The 16,429-nt window shown below is 41.9% G+C and carries 11 protein-coding genes; all 11 read left to right on the plus strand.

Annotation, left to right across the window (positions count from 1 at the left end; translation table 11 throughout):
- Window positions 1–64 precede the first annotated feature (64 nt).
- The 11 genes from GTA51_RS17545 to GTA51_RS17595 all read left to right on the plus strand — a co-directional run bounded on the left by GTA51_RS17545 (window position 65) and on the right by GTA51_RS17595 (window position 16,428).
- On the plus strand, window positions 65–445 hold the full coding sequence (locus GTA51_RS17545) for a hypothetical protein (RefSeq protein ID WP_160963408.1): 381 nt from the start codon (window positions 65–67) through the stop codon (window positions 443–445).
- Window positions 446–543: 98 nt separating this feature from the next.
- Window positions 544–819, plus strand: coding sequence for a hypothetical protein (locus GTA51_RS17550; RefSeq protein ID WP_160963410.1), 276 nt, complete (start codon window positions 544–546; stop codon window positions 817–819).
- Window positions 820–1,876: 1,057 nt separating this feature from the next.
- The gene (locus GTA51_RS17555) at window positions 1,877–3,457 is read left to right on the plus strand and encodes a PAS domain-containing sensor histidine kinase (protein WP_160963412.1); all 1,581 of its coding nucleotides are present in this window, start codon (window positions 1,877–1,879) and stop codon (window positions 3,455–3,457) included.
- A 402-nt stretch (window positions 3,458–3,859) separates the two neighbouring features.
- Window positions 3,860–5,008: a sensor histidine kinase gene (locus tag GTA51_RS17560; protein WP_160963414.1), complete on the plus strand. Its 1,149-nt coding sequence runs from the start codon at window positions 3,860–3,862 to the stop codon at window positions 5,006–5,008.
- 64 nt (window positions 5,009–5,072) lie between these two features.
- Window positions 5,073–6,410, plus strand: a complete 1,338-nt coding sequence (locus tag GTA51_RS17565; protein ID WP_160963416.1) for a diguanylate cyclase — start codon at window positions 5,073–5,075, stop codon at window positions 6,408–6,410.
- Window positions 6,411–6,860: 450 nt separating this feature from the next.
- Complete coding sequence (locus GTA51_RS17570; protein WP_246198212.1) at window positions 6,861–7,181, plus strand: DsrE family protein; 321 nt, start codon at window positions 6,861–6,863, stop codon at window positions 7,179–7,181.
- A gap of 737 nt (window positions 7,182–7,918) precedes the next feature.
- Window positions 7,919–9,763 (plus strand): methyl-accepting chemotaxis protein, encoded by a 1,845-nt coding sequence (locus GTA51_RS17575; protein WP_160963420.1) that lies wholly within the window; start codon window positions 7,919–7,921, stop codon window positions 9,761–9,763.
- On the plus strand, window positions 9,763–10,233 hold the full coding sequence (locus tag GTA51_RS17580) for a chemotaxis protein CheW (protein ID WP_160963422.1): 471 nt from the start codon (window positions 9,763–9,765) through the stop codon (window positions 10,231–10,233). The genes GTA51_RS17575 and GTA51_RS17580 overlap by 1 nt, the downstream gene beginning before the upstream one ends.
- A 240-nt stretch (window positions 10,234–10,473) precedes the next feature.
- Window positions 10,474–11,982 carry a diguanylate cyclase gene (locus GTA51_RS17585; protein WP_160963424.1) on the plus strand — a complete coding sequence of 503 codons (1,509 nt, stop codon included), beginning with the start codon at window positions 10,474–10,476 and terminating at the stop codon, window positions 11,980–11,982.
- 559 nt (window positions 11,983–12,541) lie between these two features.
- Entirely contained in the window at window positions 12,542–14,668 is a 2,127-nt protein-coding gene (locus tag GTA51_RS17590) for a methyl-accepting chemotaxis protein (protein WP_160963426.1), read from the plus strand.
- 1,250 nt (window positions 14,669–15,918) lie between these two features.
- A complete protein-coding gene (locus GTA51_RS17595; RefSeq protein ID WP_043638927.1) occupies window positions 15,919–16,428 on the plus strand; it encodes a chemotaxis protein CheW in 510 nt (169 codons plus the stop codon).
- Window position 16,429: the final 1 nt, after the last annotated feature.

Here is a 16,429-nt window from a genome sequence, read left to right on the forward strand (position 1 = left end):
GAACTTGATGTCATGGCAATTTATGCCATTTTTTCAAAATTGATCGCCTAAGTGGAAAGGCATCATGAGCTTGCACCAGTTGTCGCTTTCAGGCGTCAAGCCTTTTCTTAGCCGGACAGTAATGATTGAAAACATTAAAAAGACACACAAGTACGTCGCAGCAATTGACACCTACTACAAAAACAACATTATGAAGCTGGCCACATCAAATCCAGAAAAAGAAGCGATCGAGATGTCATGCTTGATCTGTGACACGAAATACCCTGTCAAACCAAAAGAAACCTGGAGATACCTGTGCCCCGTTTGTTACAAGAAGTGTTATTTACAGTTGAAACAAAATCGCAGTGGAGAAGAAATTAGAAACATTATTCTTAGCCTCAAGGCGAAGACTGACGATACGAACACCATCATTGAAAAGCTTATTGAAATTGCAAAAGAAGACTAGAAAATAGCATACTATTCAATAGCCTTATGGAAAGACGAGGAATCTCTAGCACAGACTCCTCGTCTTTCTTTTGTCAAAGACCAAACACGGAGAAAGTTATGAAAGTTCAATGTTTATGGGACGAATCACATTGGTTCAGTCCTGATAGATTCAGAAAATACAACTTTCTATGCGATGAATGCTACGAAGAAATTTACAAACCATATGCAGCACTGTTTTCGCTGAAACAATTCGAAGAAAACCTTGAAACTATCAAAGCACAGATGAAAAACTCTAGAACCCGTAAATGGACGGCAGGAGAAGCACTGATTGTCAGAACCCTTGGATTCGATACCCTTGTAAAGATTGATTTGTTTGAAAATAATCTCGTGTAACAGCCTGTTTTAGTTCGCTACCAGAAGGTGGACCGCCCTACTCCGGTGGTTCACCTTTTTTTAACGGCGTAGTATGCTGGGCCAGGATCAGTCCCGGGCTGATCCCAGTGCCATTGCCGCCCAGCTGGGCCAGTAGTGGCGAGTATATCCCATCGGCAGCAGCTTGGGAAGTTTACATGGTGTTGCCGTTGAGAGAGAAAAGATCAAGAATTACTGGGAATGAGATGTTCCTATGGTTGCCGAGATAATTACCGTGCATCCACCGATTTCCCAGGATTCCAGCTTACTGGACTTTTTGAAAACCTGGGAATTTGCCGTTTATCGGCTCTTGAAAAACTCAGGATCCTGTGGATCGGCGGGTCAGCGGAAACTCATAAAACTCAAAAGTCAAGCAAAACAAGGTAATATCGTCATTTTTGAGTAAAAAAGCACCTGTCAGATGGCATAATCCTGCCATTTTTCAGTAGGGGAAGGAGTCAAAAAAGTGAGTAACCGCGTTTTTAGTCCCAAGGCGAAGAATGGATTGTCAAAACCCTGGGGTTACATATCCTTGTAAAAATAGACTTTGTTTGAGAATAATCTGGCCTATTACCGGACTTGCTCGTCTTCGAAGGTGGACCGCCCTGCCCCGGTGGTTCACCTTTTTTTAACGGCGTAGTATGCTGGACCAGGATCGCTCCTTGGTGGTCCCATTGTTAGTGCCGGCCAGCTGACCCAGCAGAGGTGAGTGTATCCCATTGGCAGCAACTTGGAAAGTTTACTTGGTGTTACCGTTGACGAAGAAAAGTACAAGAATTACAGTCGACAAGAAGTCCTTGGGTTTGCCGCGAAAATCACCTTGAGACCGATGCCCTAGGATTCTAGTTTACTGGATTTTTTGAAAATGAGTAATTTGCCGTTTTTTTCGGCACGGGGAATGGCATAATATATTCTTCATATTGCAAGAGAGACACTACGTTTACAACGAACTAGTATCGTCCTATTAAATGCAATGATGGATACCCAAACGTTCGGTCCAAAATGAAACAAAACCTTGCTTTGCTTACATGGAATACTTATGCAAGATATAGAAAAAACAAAAGAAGAGCTTACGGTCGAGTTACAAGCCGCAAGGAAATTAATTTCAGAACTTTGGAGTATTGAAACTGATCGTCAGTTAGCTGAAGAAGCTCTGAAAGAATCGGAACAATTTCTAAGGTCAACGTTGGACTGTCTTTCTGCTAACATTGCTTTGCTGGACAACCAAGGAAATATTTTGCATGTCAATAAAGCATGGAATGATTTCGCTCGACAAAATGGCCTTTACCCAAATGACGTTTCAATAGGAACAAACTATTTGGATATCTGTGACAAGGCTTCTGGAACATATGCGAAAGAGGCAGTTCACTTTGCAAAAGGGATTAGAAGTGTCGCGGGTGGGGAGACAGATTTTTTCATACTTGAGTACCCATGCGACTCACCAACTAAAAGAAGGTGGTTTGCAGGACGGGTCACCCCATTCCCCGGCGAAAGCCCTCGCAAAGTTGTTGTCGCCCATGAAGAAATAACCGAACGGAAGATGGCCGAAGAAGAGATGCGTGAAAGTGAAATTCGCTTTCGGCGCATAACAGACTCTGCACTAGATGCCATATTGATGATCGATCCTCAAGGAAAAGTATCTTTTTGGAATCCAGCTGCTGAACGCTTACTAGGCTACACGAAAGATGAAGCCAGTGGCCAGGATTTACACTCCCTTATTGCTCCGGAAAGATATTTTGATGCTTATACTACAGGATTCGAGAAGTTTCACCATACCGGTCAAGGCGATGCTATTGGCAAGACTTTAGAACTTTTCGCACGTATAAAAGACGGTCGCGAGATTCCTATTTCTCTGTCACTTTCTTCACTTCTCACAGCTGACGGTTGGCATGCTGTCGGAATTATTCGAGACAATTCTGAGCTACAACGACTCGAAAAGGTAAAAGACGACTTAGAACGTATTTCTCGTCATAATTTAAAAAGCCCACTGACTGGCATTATAAATATTCCAGAACTTCTTATGGATGACGACAATTTAACAGTCCAGCAGAAGAATATGCTTAACTTGGTTATTGTCTCAGGGCGGAAAATGCTATTACAGATAAACAGTTCCCTGGACTTATATAAGATTGAAAGCGGCACATACGATTTCCTGCCTCAGGAATGTGACTTACTTGAAATCATCAAAGGAGTATGTGAACTACTTGGCAGAGGGATTGGATTCAATCCGAACAAAGTGTACATTCATGAAAATTACACACCAAATGACACAACAGGTCTCTCTATTTATTCCGATTCAGGACTATTAGAAATAGTTCTGCTCAATCTTATAAAAAATGCTGTCGAAGCAAGTGTGCTTGACGAACCAATAGAAGTATCCATCTCATACGATAGCGCCAATTGTACTATTGTAATTTCCAACAGCCGCCCGGTTTCTACTGAGATTCGAGATAAATTTTTTGAAAAATATACAACTGCAGGAAAGTCTGGTGGAACTGGCTTAGGAACTTATAGTGCAGCCATTATGACCAGAGCAATCGGAGGAACAATTTTTATGACAACATCAGATGAAATTGGAACAAAAGTCACTGTGTGTATCCCCAAAGTGCCAAGGTCCTAGATGTTATTTCCAAAGCACCTTAAGCTGACAAGAAAATCTTGAAGCAAGAAACTGGCGATTCGCTCAGACACCAATAATCTACAACTTTAGTTTACTAAACTTTTGAAAATCCAGGAATTTGCCGTTTTCTAGGCGCTGAAAATCGTAGGATTCTGCGAACGCAGACCTACCATGTACCGCTACTCCCGGGAACAAACTGAAAACACACTGTAAATGCGAAGTTTTACACAAAGAGAAGTGCAGAATGGCAAAGTTTTGCGATTAAAGCCGATAGGCAGCCCAAAAAACGAAAGAAATTTCGTTTTTGACCACCGAACGGACTAGATTTAGGCCAAAGTGATGTAAGATATCGATATTACACGCACTACTTTTCTAGTTTGCAACTAAATCGACCGGAAGGATATGAACTTGAGCAGCGATCAGTTACATACAAAATGCGCCCCACCTGAACGTTTAAGCATTAATGAAGTACAGGAAGAGAGAGAACAGCTTTCTGGACACATATGCTCTAGCTACTTTGACTTCTTTCCCCTTCCGCTCATTGTTTTAAACAGTCACCGGCAAATAGTTTTCAGCAATAAAGCTTTTTTAGACATCCTTGGCATCCACGACCTAGGCAATTTCCTTGGGCTTCGCCCCGGTGAAGCAATGGGTTGTAGCTACGCCCACGTGGAAGAAGCAGGATGTGGCACTTCTACATTTTGCCGTGAATGTGGTGCTCTTCGAGCAGTATTAGAAAGCATGATCGGCAATGCAAAAGCGCAGCACGACTGTCAACTCCTGGTAAGCCACAACGATGAAAGCTCGGCAAAAGACCTGAGAGTATTTGTTTCTCCTTGGGATGTTGAAAACGCAAAGTATTATGTTGTCTCAATCGTAGATATAGAAGACGAAAAACGTAGAAAAATACTGGAACGAATCTTTTTTCACGATATTCTTAATGCAGCCGGAGGAGCAAAAGCTCTACTCGATACTTTATTTGACGAAGTTCCAGAAGAAAGTAAAGAATTAATGAGCCTTGTCCAAGCGTCACTGTTTGGCCTTGTAGAAGAAATTAAGAAACAAAAACAGTTATTAGCGCTTGAAAACAAAGAATACAAGCTCTCTATGATAACTCTCCAAGGATTAGAGCTTGTAAATTTAGCAGTAAAAGAATACAAAAACCATCCCAAAGCATACGATAAAACCATATCGATTGATGAAACTAGCCAAAACGTCCAAATAACATCCGACTACACCCTATTAATGCGCGTCATCGTGAATATGCTTATCAACGCGCTTGAAGCCACACCAGAGGGAGGAAGCATAACGTTCGGACTTCAAGAAGATGGAGATTTTGCAAAGTTCTGGGTGGCAAACAAATCCGTTATACCTGACCATATTCAATCCCAAATTTTCAAAAGATCATTCTCAACTAAAGGCGTCGACAGAGGCCTTGGCACTTATTCAATCAAGCTACTCACAGAAAACTATCTTGGCGGAAAAGTCGGATTCACTTCAGAGGAACCTGACGGAACCGTGTTCTGGGTTAAAATAAGAAAAAGCAATTAGTACTTTTAAATCCCGTTCACAAAAGTTGCTGTATTTTTTAAATCACAATTAGGGGGCAAAAATCTTGGTAGAACGTTTTTGCAATCACAGTGAACTGGAATTGTTTACCAGCGCATTCACTCACGCAGCCATCGGCATGGCCATTGTTGACTTGTCAGGCAAATGGATAAGAGTCAACAAGTCTCTGTGTGGAATGGTAGGATATTCAGAAAGTGAAATGCCGGACCTTACATTTCAGGACATAACCCACCCTGACGACCTTGAAATTGACCTTGAAAACATTCAGCGCCTGCTTCGTAAAGAAATCCCTTCTTACCAGCTCGAGAAAAGATATTTCAAAAAAACAGGCGATACACTGCACATTCTTTTAAGCGTTTCGTTAATTTGTGACACCGACGGCAATCCTCAATTCTTCATTTCTCAGATTCAAGACTTTACGAAAGTAAAGACCTACGAAGAAGAACTTTTGAAGCTTGCCTCCGAAGACTATTTGACAAGAATTGGAAATCGGAGGTTTTTTTATGAACAATCCGCAAGAGAAATTACGAGGGCTGCCCGTTCTGAAGAACCACTTACCCTTTTAATGCTTGACATTGATCACTTCAAGAACACAAACGACACCTATGGCCATGAGGTTGGTGATGTTGTTTTACAAAAAATTGCAAACATTTGCAAAGAATCTGTAAGATCCATTGACATCGTTGGACGAATAGGCGGGGAAGAATTTGCGATATTACTTCTAGATACCGATTACGAAGGAAGTCACATCGCTGCTGAAAGGCTTCGGAAAAATGTTGCAAACGCAGCAATAGAGTCACATAGCAATATACTTCGGACAACAGTCAGCATCGGGGCTGTCACATTCTGGGGAGATTCAAAAACTATTGATTTTCGTTTACATCACGCAGACGAAGCGCTATATCGCGCAAAAAACCTAGGACGGAATAGAGTCGAATACTATATTGATCCTGAAGATATCTACTTTTCACCTAGCAAGCTCTATCAAACAGGGCTTATCCATTTACAGTGGAGCAAACGCTACAAATCTGGCAACCAAACCATTGACTCCCAACACCATCACCTCTTTCAACTATCCAACAGACTACTTTCCGCTATAATTGCAGGAGAATCAAAAGAACACTGCTTAAACCTGATTAATGCACTTATTGAGCATGTCAAAGAACACTTCAGAGACGAATCTGAAGTATTCTTATCGGCAAATTACGAAGATTCAGAAAATCACTGCAAGATACACGACAAACTACTAGGCCAGTGCGCCGACCTTGCAGAGAAATACAAGCATGACTCGCTATCGCTAGGGGAAATTTTAGTATTTCTCGCTAGCGAAGTCATACACAATCATATGATCATAGAAGACAAGAAATTCTTCAAATGTATTTGAGCGTTTCGACTCAGACATATCGCAAACAAGAAAACGCAGGAAGCTGCATTATTGTTCAAACAGCTAAGACTACAGGATTCCAGTTCACTGGACTGTTGAAAATCCAGAGTTTAGCGATTTTTCGGCGTTAAAAATCACAGGATCCTGCGAGTTCAGACCGTCATAAAAACAAAACAAGCTGAAAATACACAGAAAATACTAATTTTGATCTAAAAACGGCTTGTCCGATGGCAGAATCCTGCCATCCAGTCCCATAGTCTACTTCAAAAACGAAAGAAATTTCGTATTTGACCAACTGGATAGGGGATGGACTAGGAGGACCATGGGGAAACGGCTGCCCTTCGGTCACCTTAAGTTCCTTGGTGGGCTTGCCGCTGGTGTCAGTGCTTGCCTCCTCCCTGTGTCTTGGCTATAGATAATTTCTATCGCAATAGTCAGGAGGTATCACAAATGCAAATCCTAATCATCTTGTCAAGCAATTCACCTGAAATCAAATGGAATGCCGTTCGCTTTGGAAATTTTCTATTAAACGCTGGCGAAGAAGTCACCATCTTCTTGAATGGTCCAGGAGTAAATCTCTATGATGGAGATTCCGAACAATTTCCCATTTCTGGAGAAGTAAAACTATTTGCTTTAAGCGACGGACTACTAGCCGCTTGAGGGAAGTGCATGATCATCCACGGTGTGGATGAAAGTGAATACGTCAAGTTGTCAAATATGAAGACTCTTTACGAACAGGTCAAGCTCGCTGATAAAATCATTAACTACTAACCACGGAAAAAGCCCAGACTGTCAACAAAGATGGCCTGGGCTTAATTCACCCCAAATAACGCAGGAACCTGCACTGTTGGCTAACCGGATATGGGATGGACCAGGGAAATCGGGACGGATCAGGAGAAACAGGCAGATTTAAAACCGAGTTGGCAGCTGCGCCACAGTCTGACCACAGATGCGCCAACGAGATCGAGAACAGACCTATAAAAAACAAAAAATCCCGTTGGCTACTCGCCAACGAGATCACTTTTTCACAGGGGCTTTTGTAATGATTTTAGGGGTTTAAACCACGCTTGTGGTGTGTCAAGCAAGTGCTCTCCCCCTGAGCTACGCTCCTATAAACAGAATCAGGGAAGGGGATATCTATTTGAAAAGCTTCCCGTCGTCAACCCGAAATTTTCCATTCCCCGGAAATTTTCGGGTACCAAAGACGTTGGCGCTTGTTGGCTCGTCGTTGGTCGGAGGGGACTACACTCCCACGGGCTGGGAGGTCAAGGGGAAAGTTTGGGAAAAGTGCATCTGGTACTTATGTTAAAATTTACATAGGTCAAATATGACTAGTTCACGCTTGATGCTGACGCTGGTAATTAAACTAACAACAATAAGACTTGACAATTCCACGGGTAATTCTACTATTATAGGACGAGTCTGCCCCCAAAACTAGCTGTTGGCACCTATATTGAGCAAAGCTTTGCACACAAACAACTGACCAATACAATCTCCCGGAGGGTGATATGAAAAACTTAAAAGTCGGAGTTCGTTTAATTTTATCTTTTATTTTTGTTGCTGCCCTGACAACAATCTTGGGCATAGCTGGCTATAAAGGTCTGAACTCGACAAAAGCCTACCTTGACAATAGCAACAAAACATACTTGCCAAGTGTAGATTTTTTGGCAAAGATGCGTTTCAACTTAAGAAACCTAGTAGTAGTTCAACGGACTTTGCTTTTAGACCGCTTATCTACAGAAGAACGTCAACGTCAACATACTAATTTTGAAAATGCTAGAACAGCATATCGTGAAGCTATAGATGGGTACGAAGCTTTACCGCAAACACCGGAAGAGACAGTCGCCTGGAATGTTTTCAAGAAAAACATTGAAAAAGGGATTGTAATTAACAACGAAATTATGGCTTTGATGGTCTCATGGGAAAAAGATACGACAAACAAAGAACTTGAAAATAAATTGACGGATTTGATCATAAAACAAGGCGGAGAAGCAAACAGGGCTATAAACGAATCGCTGGCAAAGGTCATCGAGATAAACTTAAAAAACGCTCAGAACGATATTGCTTCAGCCGACAAGGAAGTTTCATTCTTAACTTCACTTATGCTTTTTCTCGCAATAGCGTCCCCTATTGCTTCAATCCTATTAGGATTGTACATATCTTCAACAATATCAAAACCATTGAACAATTCTCTGGACTTCGCCAATGCTGTTTCCAATGGTGATTTTGGAACAAGGCTGCAAACTGTTGGCTCAGATGAAGTTGCTAAACTTGGTGAAGCTCTCAACAAAATGGTCACAGCATTGAAAGAAAAAATATCTGCCGCTGAAAGTGCTACAAAAGTTGCTTCAGAAGAGATGGAGAAAGCTACAATTGCCACAAACGAAGCAGAAGATGCAAAAATACACGCTGAAAAAGCGAAAGCCGAAGGCATGTTCCAAGCCGCACAACAACTTGAAACCGTTGTTGAAATAGTCACTTCAGCTTCTGAACAACTTTCAGCTCAAATCGAACAATCAAGCCGTGGGTCTGAAGAACAAGCTCAGAGCATTGCCGAGACCGCGACTGCTATGGAAGAAATGAATGCGACTGTGCTTGAAGTTGCAAAAAATGCTTCCAATGCAGCGAGTACTGCTGACCAAGCCAAGGTTAAAGCTGAAGAAGGAGCTCGTGCGGTCAGTCAAGTTGTTCAGGGAATTGGTCAAGTCCAAAACCAATCCCAAGAGATGAAAACGGACATGGATAACCTTGGCAAGCAGGCAGAAGGAATTGGTCAAATTCTCAGCGTAATCTCCGACATCGCCGACCAGACAAACCTCCTAGCTCTAAATGCCGCCATTGAAGCTGCTCGTGCTGGTGAAGCTGGACGAGGATTTGCAGTTGTCGCTGATGAGGTCCGGAAACTGGCAGAGAAGACTATGACCGCCACCAAGGAAGTCGGGGCAGCGATCCGGGGCATCCAGGACGGAACCAAGAAGAACATCGAAAATGTAGAGCGGACTGGCAGAAATATTGAAGAGGTTACTCACCTCGCCACTAATTCCGGTGAAGCTTTGCAACAAATTGTCACCTTGGCTGAAAAAACCACCGATCAGGTTCGCTCGATTGCGACAGCCTCAGAAGAGCAATCTGCCACGAGTGAAGAAATAAACCGTAGCATTGAATCCGTGAATCGGATTTCTTCGGAAACTGCCGATGGAATGAGACAATCGGCAGAAGCTGTAACCGAACTAGCGAATCAAGCCCAGGTATTAAAAAGACTTATCGACGAGATGAAATCCGAAAGTGGATCGAGTTCAAATGCTCTCCCCGCTGGCAAGAGACCGCTTGCACTAGGGAATGGGAGAAGGTAATGGGCGAAACCACCATCAGTAAGCAGGAGAATGAACTTCTCCAGCTGGTTACCTTCGCTATCGGTGAGGAAGAGTTCGGAATTGACATCCTCAAGGTGCAGGAGATCATCCGCACAATGGCGATCACGAAAGTACCGAACTCGCCACCACACGTCGAAGGAGTCATCAACCTAAGAGGAAAGGTCATCCCTGTCATCGACCTACGAAGCCGGTTTTTACTGGAGTCCAAGCCACACGACAGCCAAACACGAATCATCGTCGTTGACCTTCATAGCGTGGTGATCGGATTCGTCGTGGATGGGGTGTCGGAAGTACTTCGGATTCAATCCAACACGGTCGAACCACCACCACCAGTTGTTTCTGGAATCGAATCTGAGTATATCAAGGGTGTTGGTAAACTAGATGATCGGTTGCTGATCCTTCTTGACCTAGACAAGCTCATCCCAATTGAAGAGTTAACTCAGCATTAATCCCCATAAATCAACGACAATGAAGCCCACGCCATCCACATGAAAAGGACAACGTGGGCTTATATTTATTATTACCAAACAAAAAACATGAGTTAATCCAGAGAATCTGGCACCATTGCCTTGGACGTTTTGCTCCGACTTATCACCTTCAAAACAGGGAAGAAAGGCTCAATGTTTTCCACAATTCGTAGCAAATTTTACTGTTTTTATACGTTGATCGCTATATTTATGATTTGTATCGTGGCGATTGTCCTATACTCAAGCTTCAAACGTATTGCCACAGATGAGACACTGCTCGAAGAGTTTCAATACATACAAAAGTATTCCAGATTAATCCACTTGCTGCAAAAAGAACGCGGCCTTACAGCAAACTACATCTCCAACAAAACAGCAGAGAATAGAGTCAACCTAGAAAATGCCCGTTCCAATACAAACGAGCAACTTGGAATATTTGCGAATACGCTTGATGCATCTGACACATCATCTCAAATTACTCAGATTAGAAATCAAGGGGACCAAGGAAAGGCAACACCATCATCAACCACCAAAGACTATTCACTGATCATCTATCGATTGATACGCACGCTTAGCACAAACTCTTTTATTGAGAACTTTCACCACACACCACAATACCTAATCGTAGAAAACTTAATTTCCACAAGAGAACACCTCGGGAAACTACGGGCATACATAACCACACTATTAAACAACGAAATCTCTTCTGAAAAAGACAGCCTTTATATTGATAGTGAAAATTCCTACTATTTGGCGGCCAAAGAAAATCTATTAGTTATCTTGGGCCAAAACTACCCAGAAATTGCTCAAGAGATCACCATGTCCAACACCATAAAACGCACAGAAAACTTTGTGCAAATGTACAGCGAAAACAAAGCGTCAAATTTAACTCCAAATGAATGGTTTAGACTTTCGACGCAGTCTATGGACTATTACTTTTCCGTACAAAACAAACTAGACTCACTAATTGAAATTAAATTAACCCAAAATATTAAATCGACACAAAAAACTGCAGCGATATTATCAGCAACGACGTTATTAGTTATAGCTACTTCTTTTGCACTCCTTGTCAAATATTTGAACTTATTTTCATCTCGAATTTCAACTTTAAACATAAAAATGAAATCAATATTATCAACAAATAACTTCCGAATTGAAATATACGACACGAACGATGACGAAATTTCAGAAATTTCAAACTCACTAAACACCCTGCTAAAGTTTACAAACTCACTAATTGAAGAAAAAGATCGATTAGCCTCCAGGGACAAGCTTACAAACTTATACAACCGCCACAAATTCTCGGAATTGTTCGCTCTAGAACTTGAGCGATACAAGCGTCACGGCACAATTTTTTCTCTTTGTATTTTTGACATTGATTTTTTCAAAAAAATAAACGATACCTACGGCCATATGATAGGCGACGAAGTTCTTGTTAAATTGAGTTCAGAAATTTCCAAAAACATTAGAACTAACGACGTTTTTGCTCGATGGGGAGGCGAAGAATTTGTTTTACTGCTGCCCTCAACCACCATTCAATCGGCACTTATATTTGCTGAAAAAATACGAGAGATTGTAGAAAAAATTAGTTTCACAAGAAATTTCAATGTCACTATAAGCATTGGCGCAACAGAAGTTACCCAAGCAGATACTCAGGATTCATTAATAATCCGGTCAGATGAAGCTCTGTATGAATCAAAAAAAACAGGCAGGAACAAAGTTACTTCAAAGTGATCAATGAAATTCACGCCCCAAATATTTGGACTACGTGGGCTTTCACTTTCCTTTACCAAGACTCTGGATCGAGGCAGACCTATAGTAGCCGCCGCTTAGATTGCCCGGACACTTTTATTCATCAAACCGGACATTTTCAGGGGCGATGGGTGACGGCATTACAAACTAAACAATCGCAGGATCCTGCCATCCGCCACCCTCGTTTCTGGTCCGCACTCATTGCGTGGCTTAAGAACTCCGTATTCTACCCATCAACAAAAAATTAATAGTTCCAGTAAACTGGATTTTTTCACAACCTACATTTTCGTAGCTTTTGTCTCAGCAATCAGCTGTCTGTCTATGGAAATCTGAGAACTGGTGGGTTCCTCCTCGGGCGCTCGTACTATCCAGGTGGGACGAAGGTATGCCAAACTCAACCTGTGTCAAATTAGACCTATAATTTCGAATTGTTCAAAGCACTACCCTACTTGCCCTTGGACTAAGAATGGTGTTAACGTCTTCCCAGACTAAGAGTATCTCGCTTAGCCAAAACATCACCGATTTAGAAGGATATAGTACCATGAAAATTTCCAGCAAGCTAATTCTGCTGACAGCGATTCCACTTATCGCATTTCTGGCAATCAGTATTCTTTACACCAAAATCAGCATAGACGAATCCGAAATTGTAGCAAAAATGTCTGGAAATACGCAACTTTTTATAGCAATATCAGACTTAGTCCATGAATTACAGAAAGAACGCGGTCGGACTTCCATATATCTCTCCGGCGGTTCTCAAGACGATATGAACTCACAGCGGAAATTATCCGACAATCAAATCAAACCCGTAATTGATGCCCTTAAAACTGTAAACTTTACCCCACAAGTCAAAGAAGCAACTTCTCAAGCAGTCTCAAACATTGAAAAAGTACGAACTCAGGCGAATCAAAATTCACCAGCTAGAGAAGTTGTCGATGCATATGGGAAAATCATTGCAGATTTGATGACCAGCGAAACAGCTATCGCTAACTCCAAAACAACCCGAGGATTCGGAAAATCTTTGACGACCATCATCATACTAGAGACTGCAAAAGAGAATGCAGGAAAACTCCGTGCTACTGTTTCTGGTATCCTAACAGCTGACAAGCCTATCAACGAAGAGATGTTTACTCGTCTCATTACATTCAAATCCAACATCGATGCAAACCTTGAATCAAAAGCTCTTGTACTTGGAGCCCAAGCACACTCCCTTCTGGATGAAACCAGAAAATCGCAAGCGTGGCTGGACACAAACAAAGGATTCAACACAGTACTTGTAAAATCAAAAGAAGGGAATTTTGGGATAAACGGTAAAGATTTTTTCTCTACGATTACTCAAGTCATCGACTCCCTGAACTCTGTCCGTACAAAAGAAATGGCAACTATAGCGAAAAACCTCTCGACAATTCAAACCGAGATATCTTCATCACTCACAAAAGTTTATGTCGTCATCGGAACCACACTTATTTTATCACTTTTAATTGCATTTTTTGTAGCAAGATCGATCACAACACCGATTAACCATCTTATTCAGTATGCACAAAAAGTTTCCGGGGGAAATTTAGAAGCTGAAATCAACGAAAAGTTCACGCACGAACTTGGGAGCTTGAAATCTTCATTAAGCACCATGATTTCAAATTTAAAAACTAAAATTTCCGAGGCAGAAACAAACAGTAGAAAAGCTGAAGAAGAATCTTTACACGCGAAAATCGCCACGAAAGAAGCTGAAGAAGCAAAAGCACTTGCTGAACATGCAAAAGCTGAAGGCATGACTGCAGCGGCTAGTTCTATTGAAAGTGTCGTAGAAATTGTTAGCTCTGCATCAGAAGAGTTATCGGCACAGATAGAACAATCGACTCAAGGGGCTGAAATTCAGTCACAACGAGTAGCAGAAACTGCGACTGCCATGGAACAAATGAACGCTACGGTTATGGAAGTAGCGAAGAATGCTTCTCAGGCGGCAGAAACCGCAGACCAAGCTAAACATCAAGCACAAGATGGATCTACTGTGGTGACTGAAGTTGTCACAGGTATTGCTGAAGTAGAATCTACAGCTCTTGAATTGAAAAACGATATGACTTTGCTTGGAAAAAGAGCTTTAGAAATTGGGCAAGTTCTCAATGTTATTTCAGATATTGCTGACCAGACAAACCTTCTTGCCCTCAATGCAGCGATTGAAGCTGCTCGGGCAGGTGATGCAGGACGAGGATTTGCCGTAGTAGCTGATGAAGTTCGGAAATTGGCAGAGAAGACCATGACCGCGACGAAGGAAGTAGGCGATGCGATCAGGGGCATCCAGAACGAAGCCAATAAAAACATTGGAAACGTTGATTTAGCAGTAAAAAGGATCAGTTCGGTTACGATTCTAGCGACAAAAGCAGGTGATTCTCTCAATGAAATTGTCACGCTTGTTGATTTAACTACGGATCAAGTGCGGGCTATCGCAACAGCTTCCGAACAACAATCCGCAACTAGCGAAGAGATCAACCGAAGCATTGAAGACGTCAACAGGGTTTCCATGGAAACCTCCGATGGAATGAGACAATCGGCACAGGCAGTCGGTGAATTGGCCACTCAGGCGCAAATACTTAAGCGGTTGATTGACGAGATGAAATCCGAAGGATCAAATACCCACGCTCTCCCTGAGGCTCGCTCCAAAAAGCTTTTGTAGTCGCTTGACCTCCAAATAAATTTAAGGAAAGGGATAGGTTATGATACAAATCATACGCCTATCCCTCCAGAAAAAACATGCCCTACAAAGACATTAGACTTATATCTAATAGTATTCTCGGTGAAAACACTCAAACATCTTTTGAAAAGAAAGTTCTACTCGTCATGTACTATTCTGAACTTATAGCTATCAATATCGAAGGAATCGGCATCTTATTTAAAAAGCACAACAGGGAAAAACTGCTAAAGATTTTTTATTTAGACATAAACTTTATTGAATATATTTACAATGAGTTTTTAACCTCAGGGATAGACACCATATTGCCTAAAATTTACGATAGGCTCATAAAGATCCAAGACTTACTCCACCAGAGAGAACTGCTTAAATCTTGTGATACTTCGGGACTCGCCCAATAAGTGCTTTTCAGACAAATCAAAAACGCAAGAAATTTCGTATTTGGGAACAGTGTGTTATTACGGATGGTTAACATTGCTGGGCCGGCCCTACCCCACTCAAGGACCAGGGACAGGGCAGTTTTAATGACTGTAGCACCATCACGGGGCTGAAAAATGGCAGAGTCCTGCGATCCGACACCATCGTTTCTGGTCCGAAATGCCATCTTCCGCCGTTGTCGTCGATCCAATTCCAAATATTTAACATTTCTATCCATCAACTGAAAATCAAAAATTCCAGTAAACTGGACTTTTCAAAAGTCGGTAACTTCGTTGTATTTTTCTCAGAAAACACCTGCAACCCTCCCTTGGGGAAATCTGGATTCGGGTTTTCCCCTCGGACACCTTGGCCCGTTCCCGATGCTTTCCCAATCGTCACGTTGGTTGGACTTCCGTTAGACCAAAATCACAGGAAATCGCCAACGTCAATATTCAAAAAACATCTGCTTTAAATAGTAATTTTCTATGCCAGACGAGACATATGTCAAATTATAAACGCAACGACATTGCAAATCCCACTTTATGCTTAAAGCCCTGACCGTAAAAATTAACTCACTGAACTCGTTTGCGCAACTACTTTGCTCAAAACATTTAGCTTGAAAAAATTTTGCACTGGAGGTAAAAAGCAATTATATTTCCAGACTCTACCAGTTTTTACGAAGCGATATTTGGGAGCGCATATGAATTGCTTTTTAAATAACCATCACTCTCACTGCATTGGTACAACGCGGGAGGCTTCATCGAAAGAAATAGCATCGTCACTCACCCTGAAACCCGGAAACCTGACGGGGGAAATCGATGAAAGAACCTACAGATAGCTGCGATGACCAGTACTTGACTTTTACCCTAGAAAAAGGGTTATACGCCTTAAGTATCAATCATGTAAGAGAAGTTCTTGAGTATGTGACCATCACCAGAATGCCTAGGACGCCGGACTATATCTGTGGTGTTATCAATTTAAGAGGTCACGCAGTCCCAGTAGTCGACCTCAAAGTAAAGTTCGGCCTCGGCCAAACCGAAAAAACCATTAATACGTGCATCATAATTACCGAAGTAAATTTTGAAGGTGACCAAACTGTTTTCGGGATTCTTTCGGATTCTGTCCGAGAAGTCTACGAAATGGATGCAGGACAAATCGAACCACCGCCAAATATGGGCACTGCCATTCGAAAAGATTTCATTGTCGGGATGGGTCGGTCAGATGAAGTATTTATTATAATTTTAGACATCAATAAAGTGTTCAGCTCACAGGAGTTAGCCAACGTTCTCGATGCTGTGGAGAACGAACAGGCTGCCATAGCTCTATAAT

Source organism: Solidesulfovibrio aerotolerans, assembly GCF_009856865.1.
In the GTDB taxonomy this organism is placed as follows: domain Bacteria; phylum Desulfobacterota; class Desulfovibrionia; order Desulfovibrionales; family Desulfovibrionaceae; genus Solidesulfovibrio; species Solidesulfovibrio aerotolerans.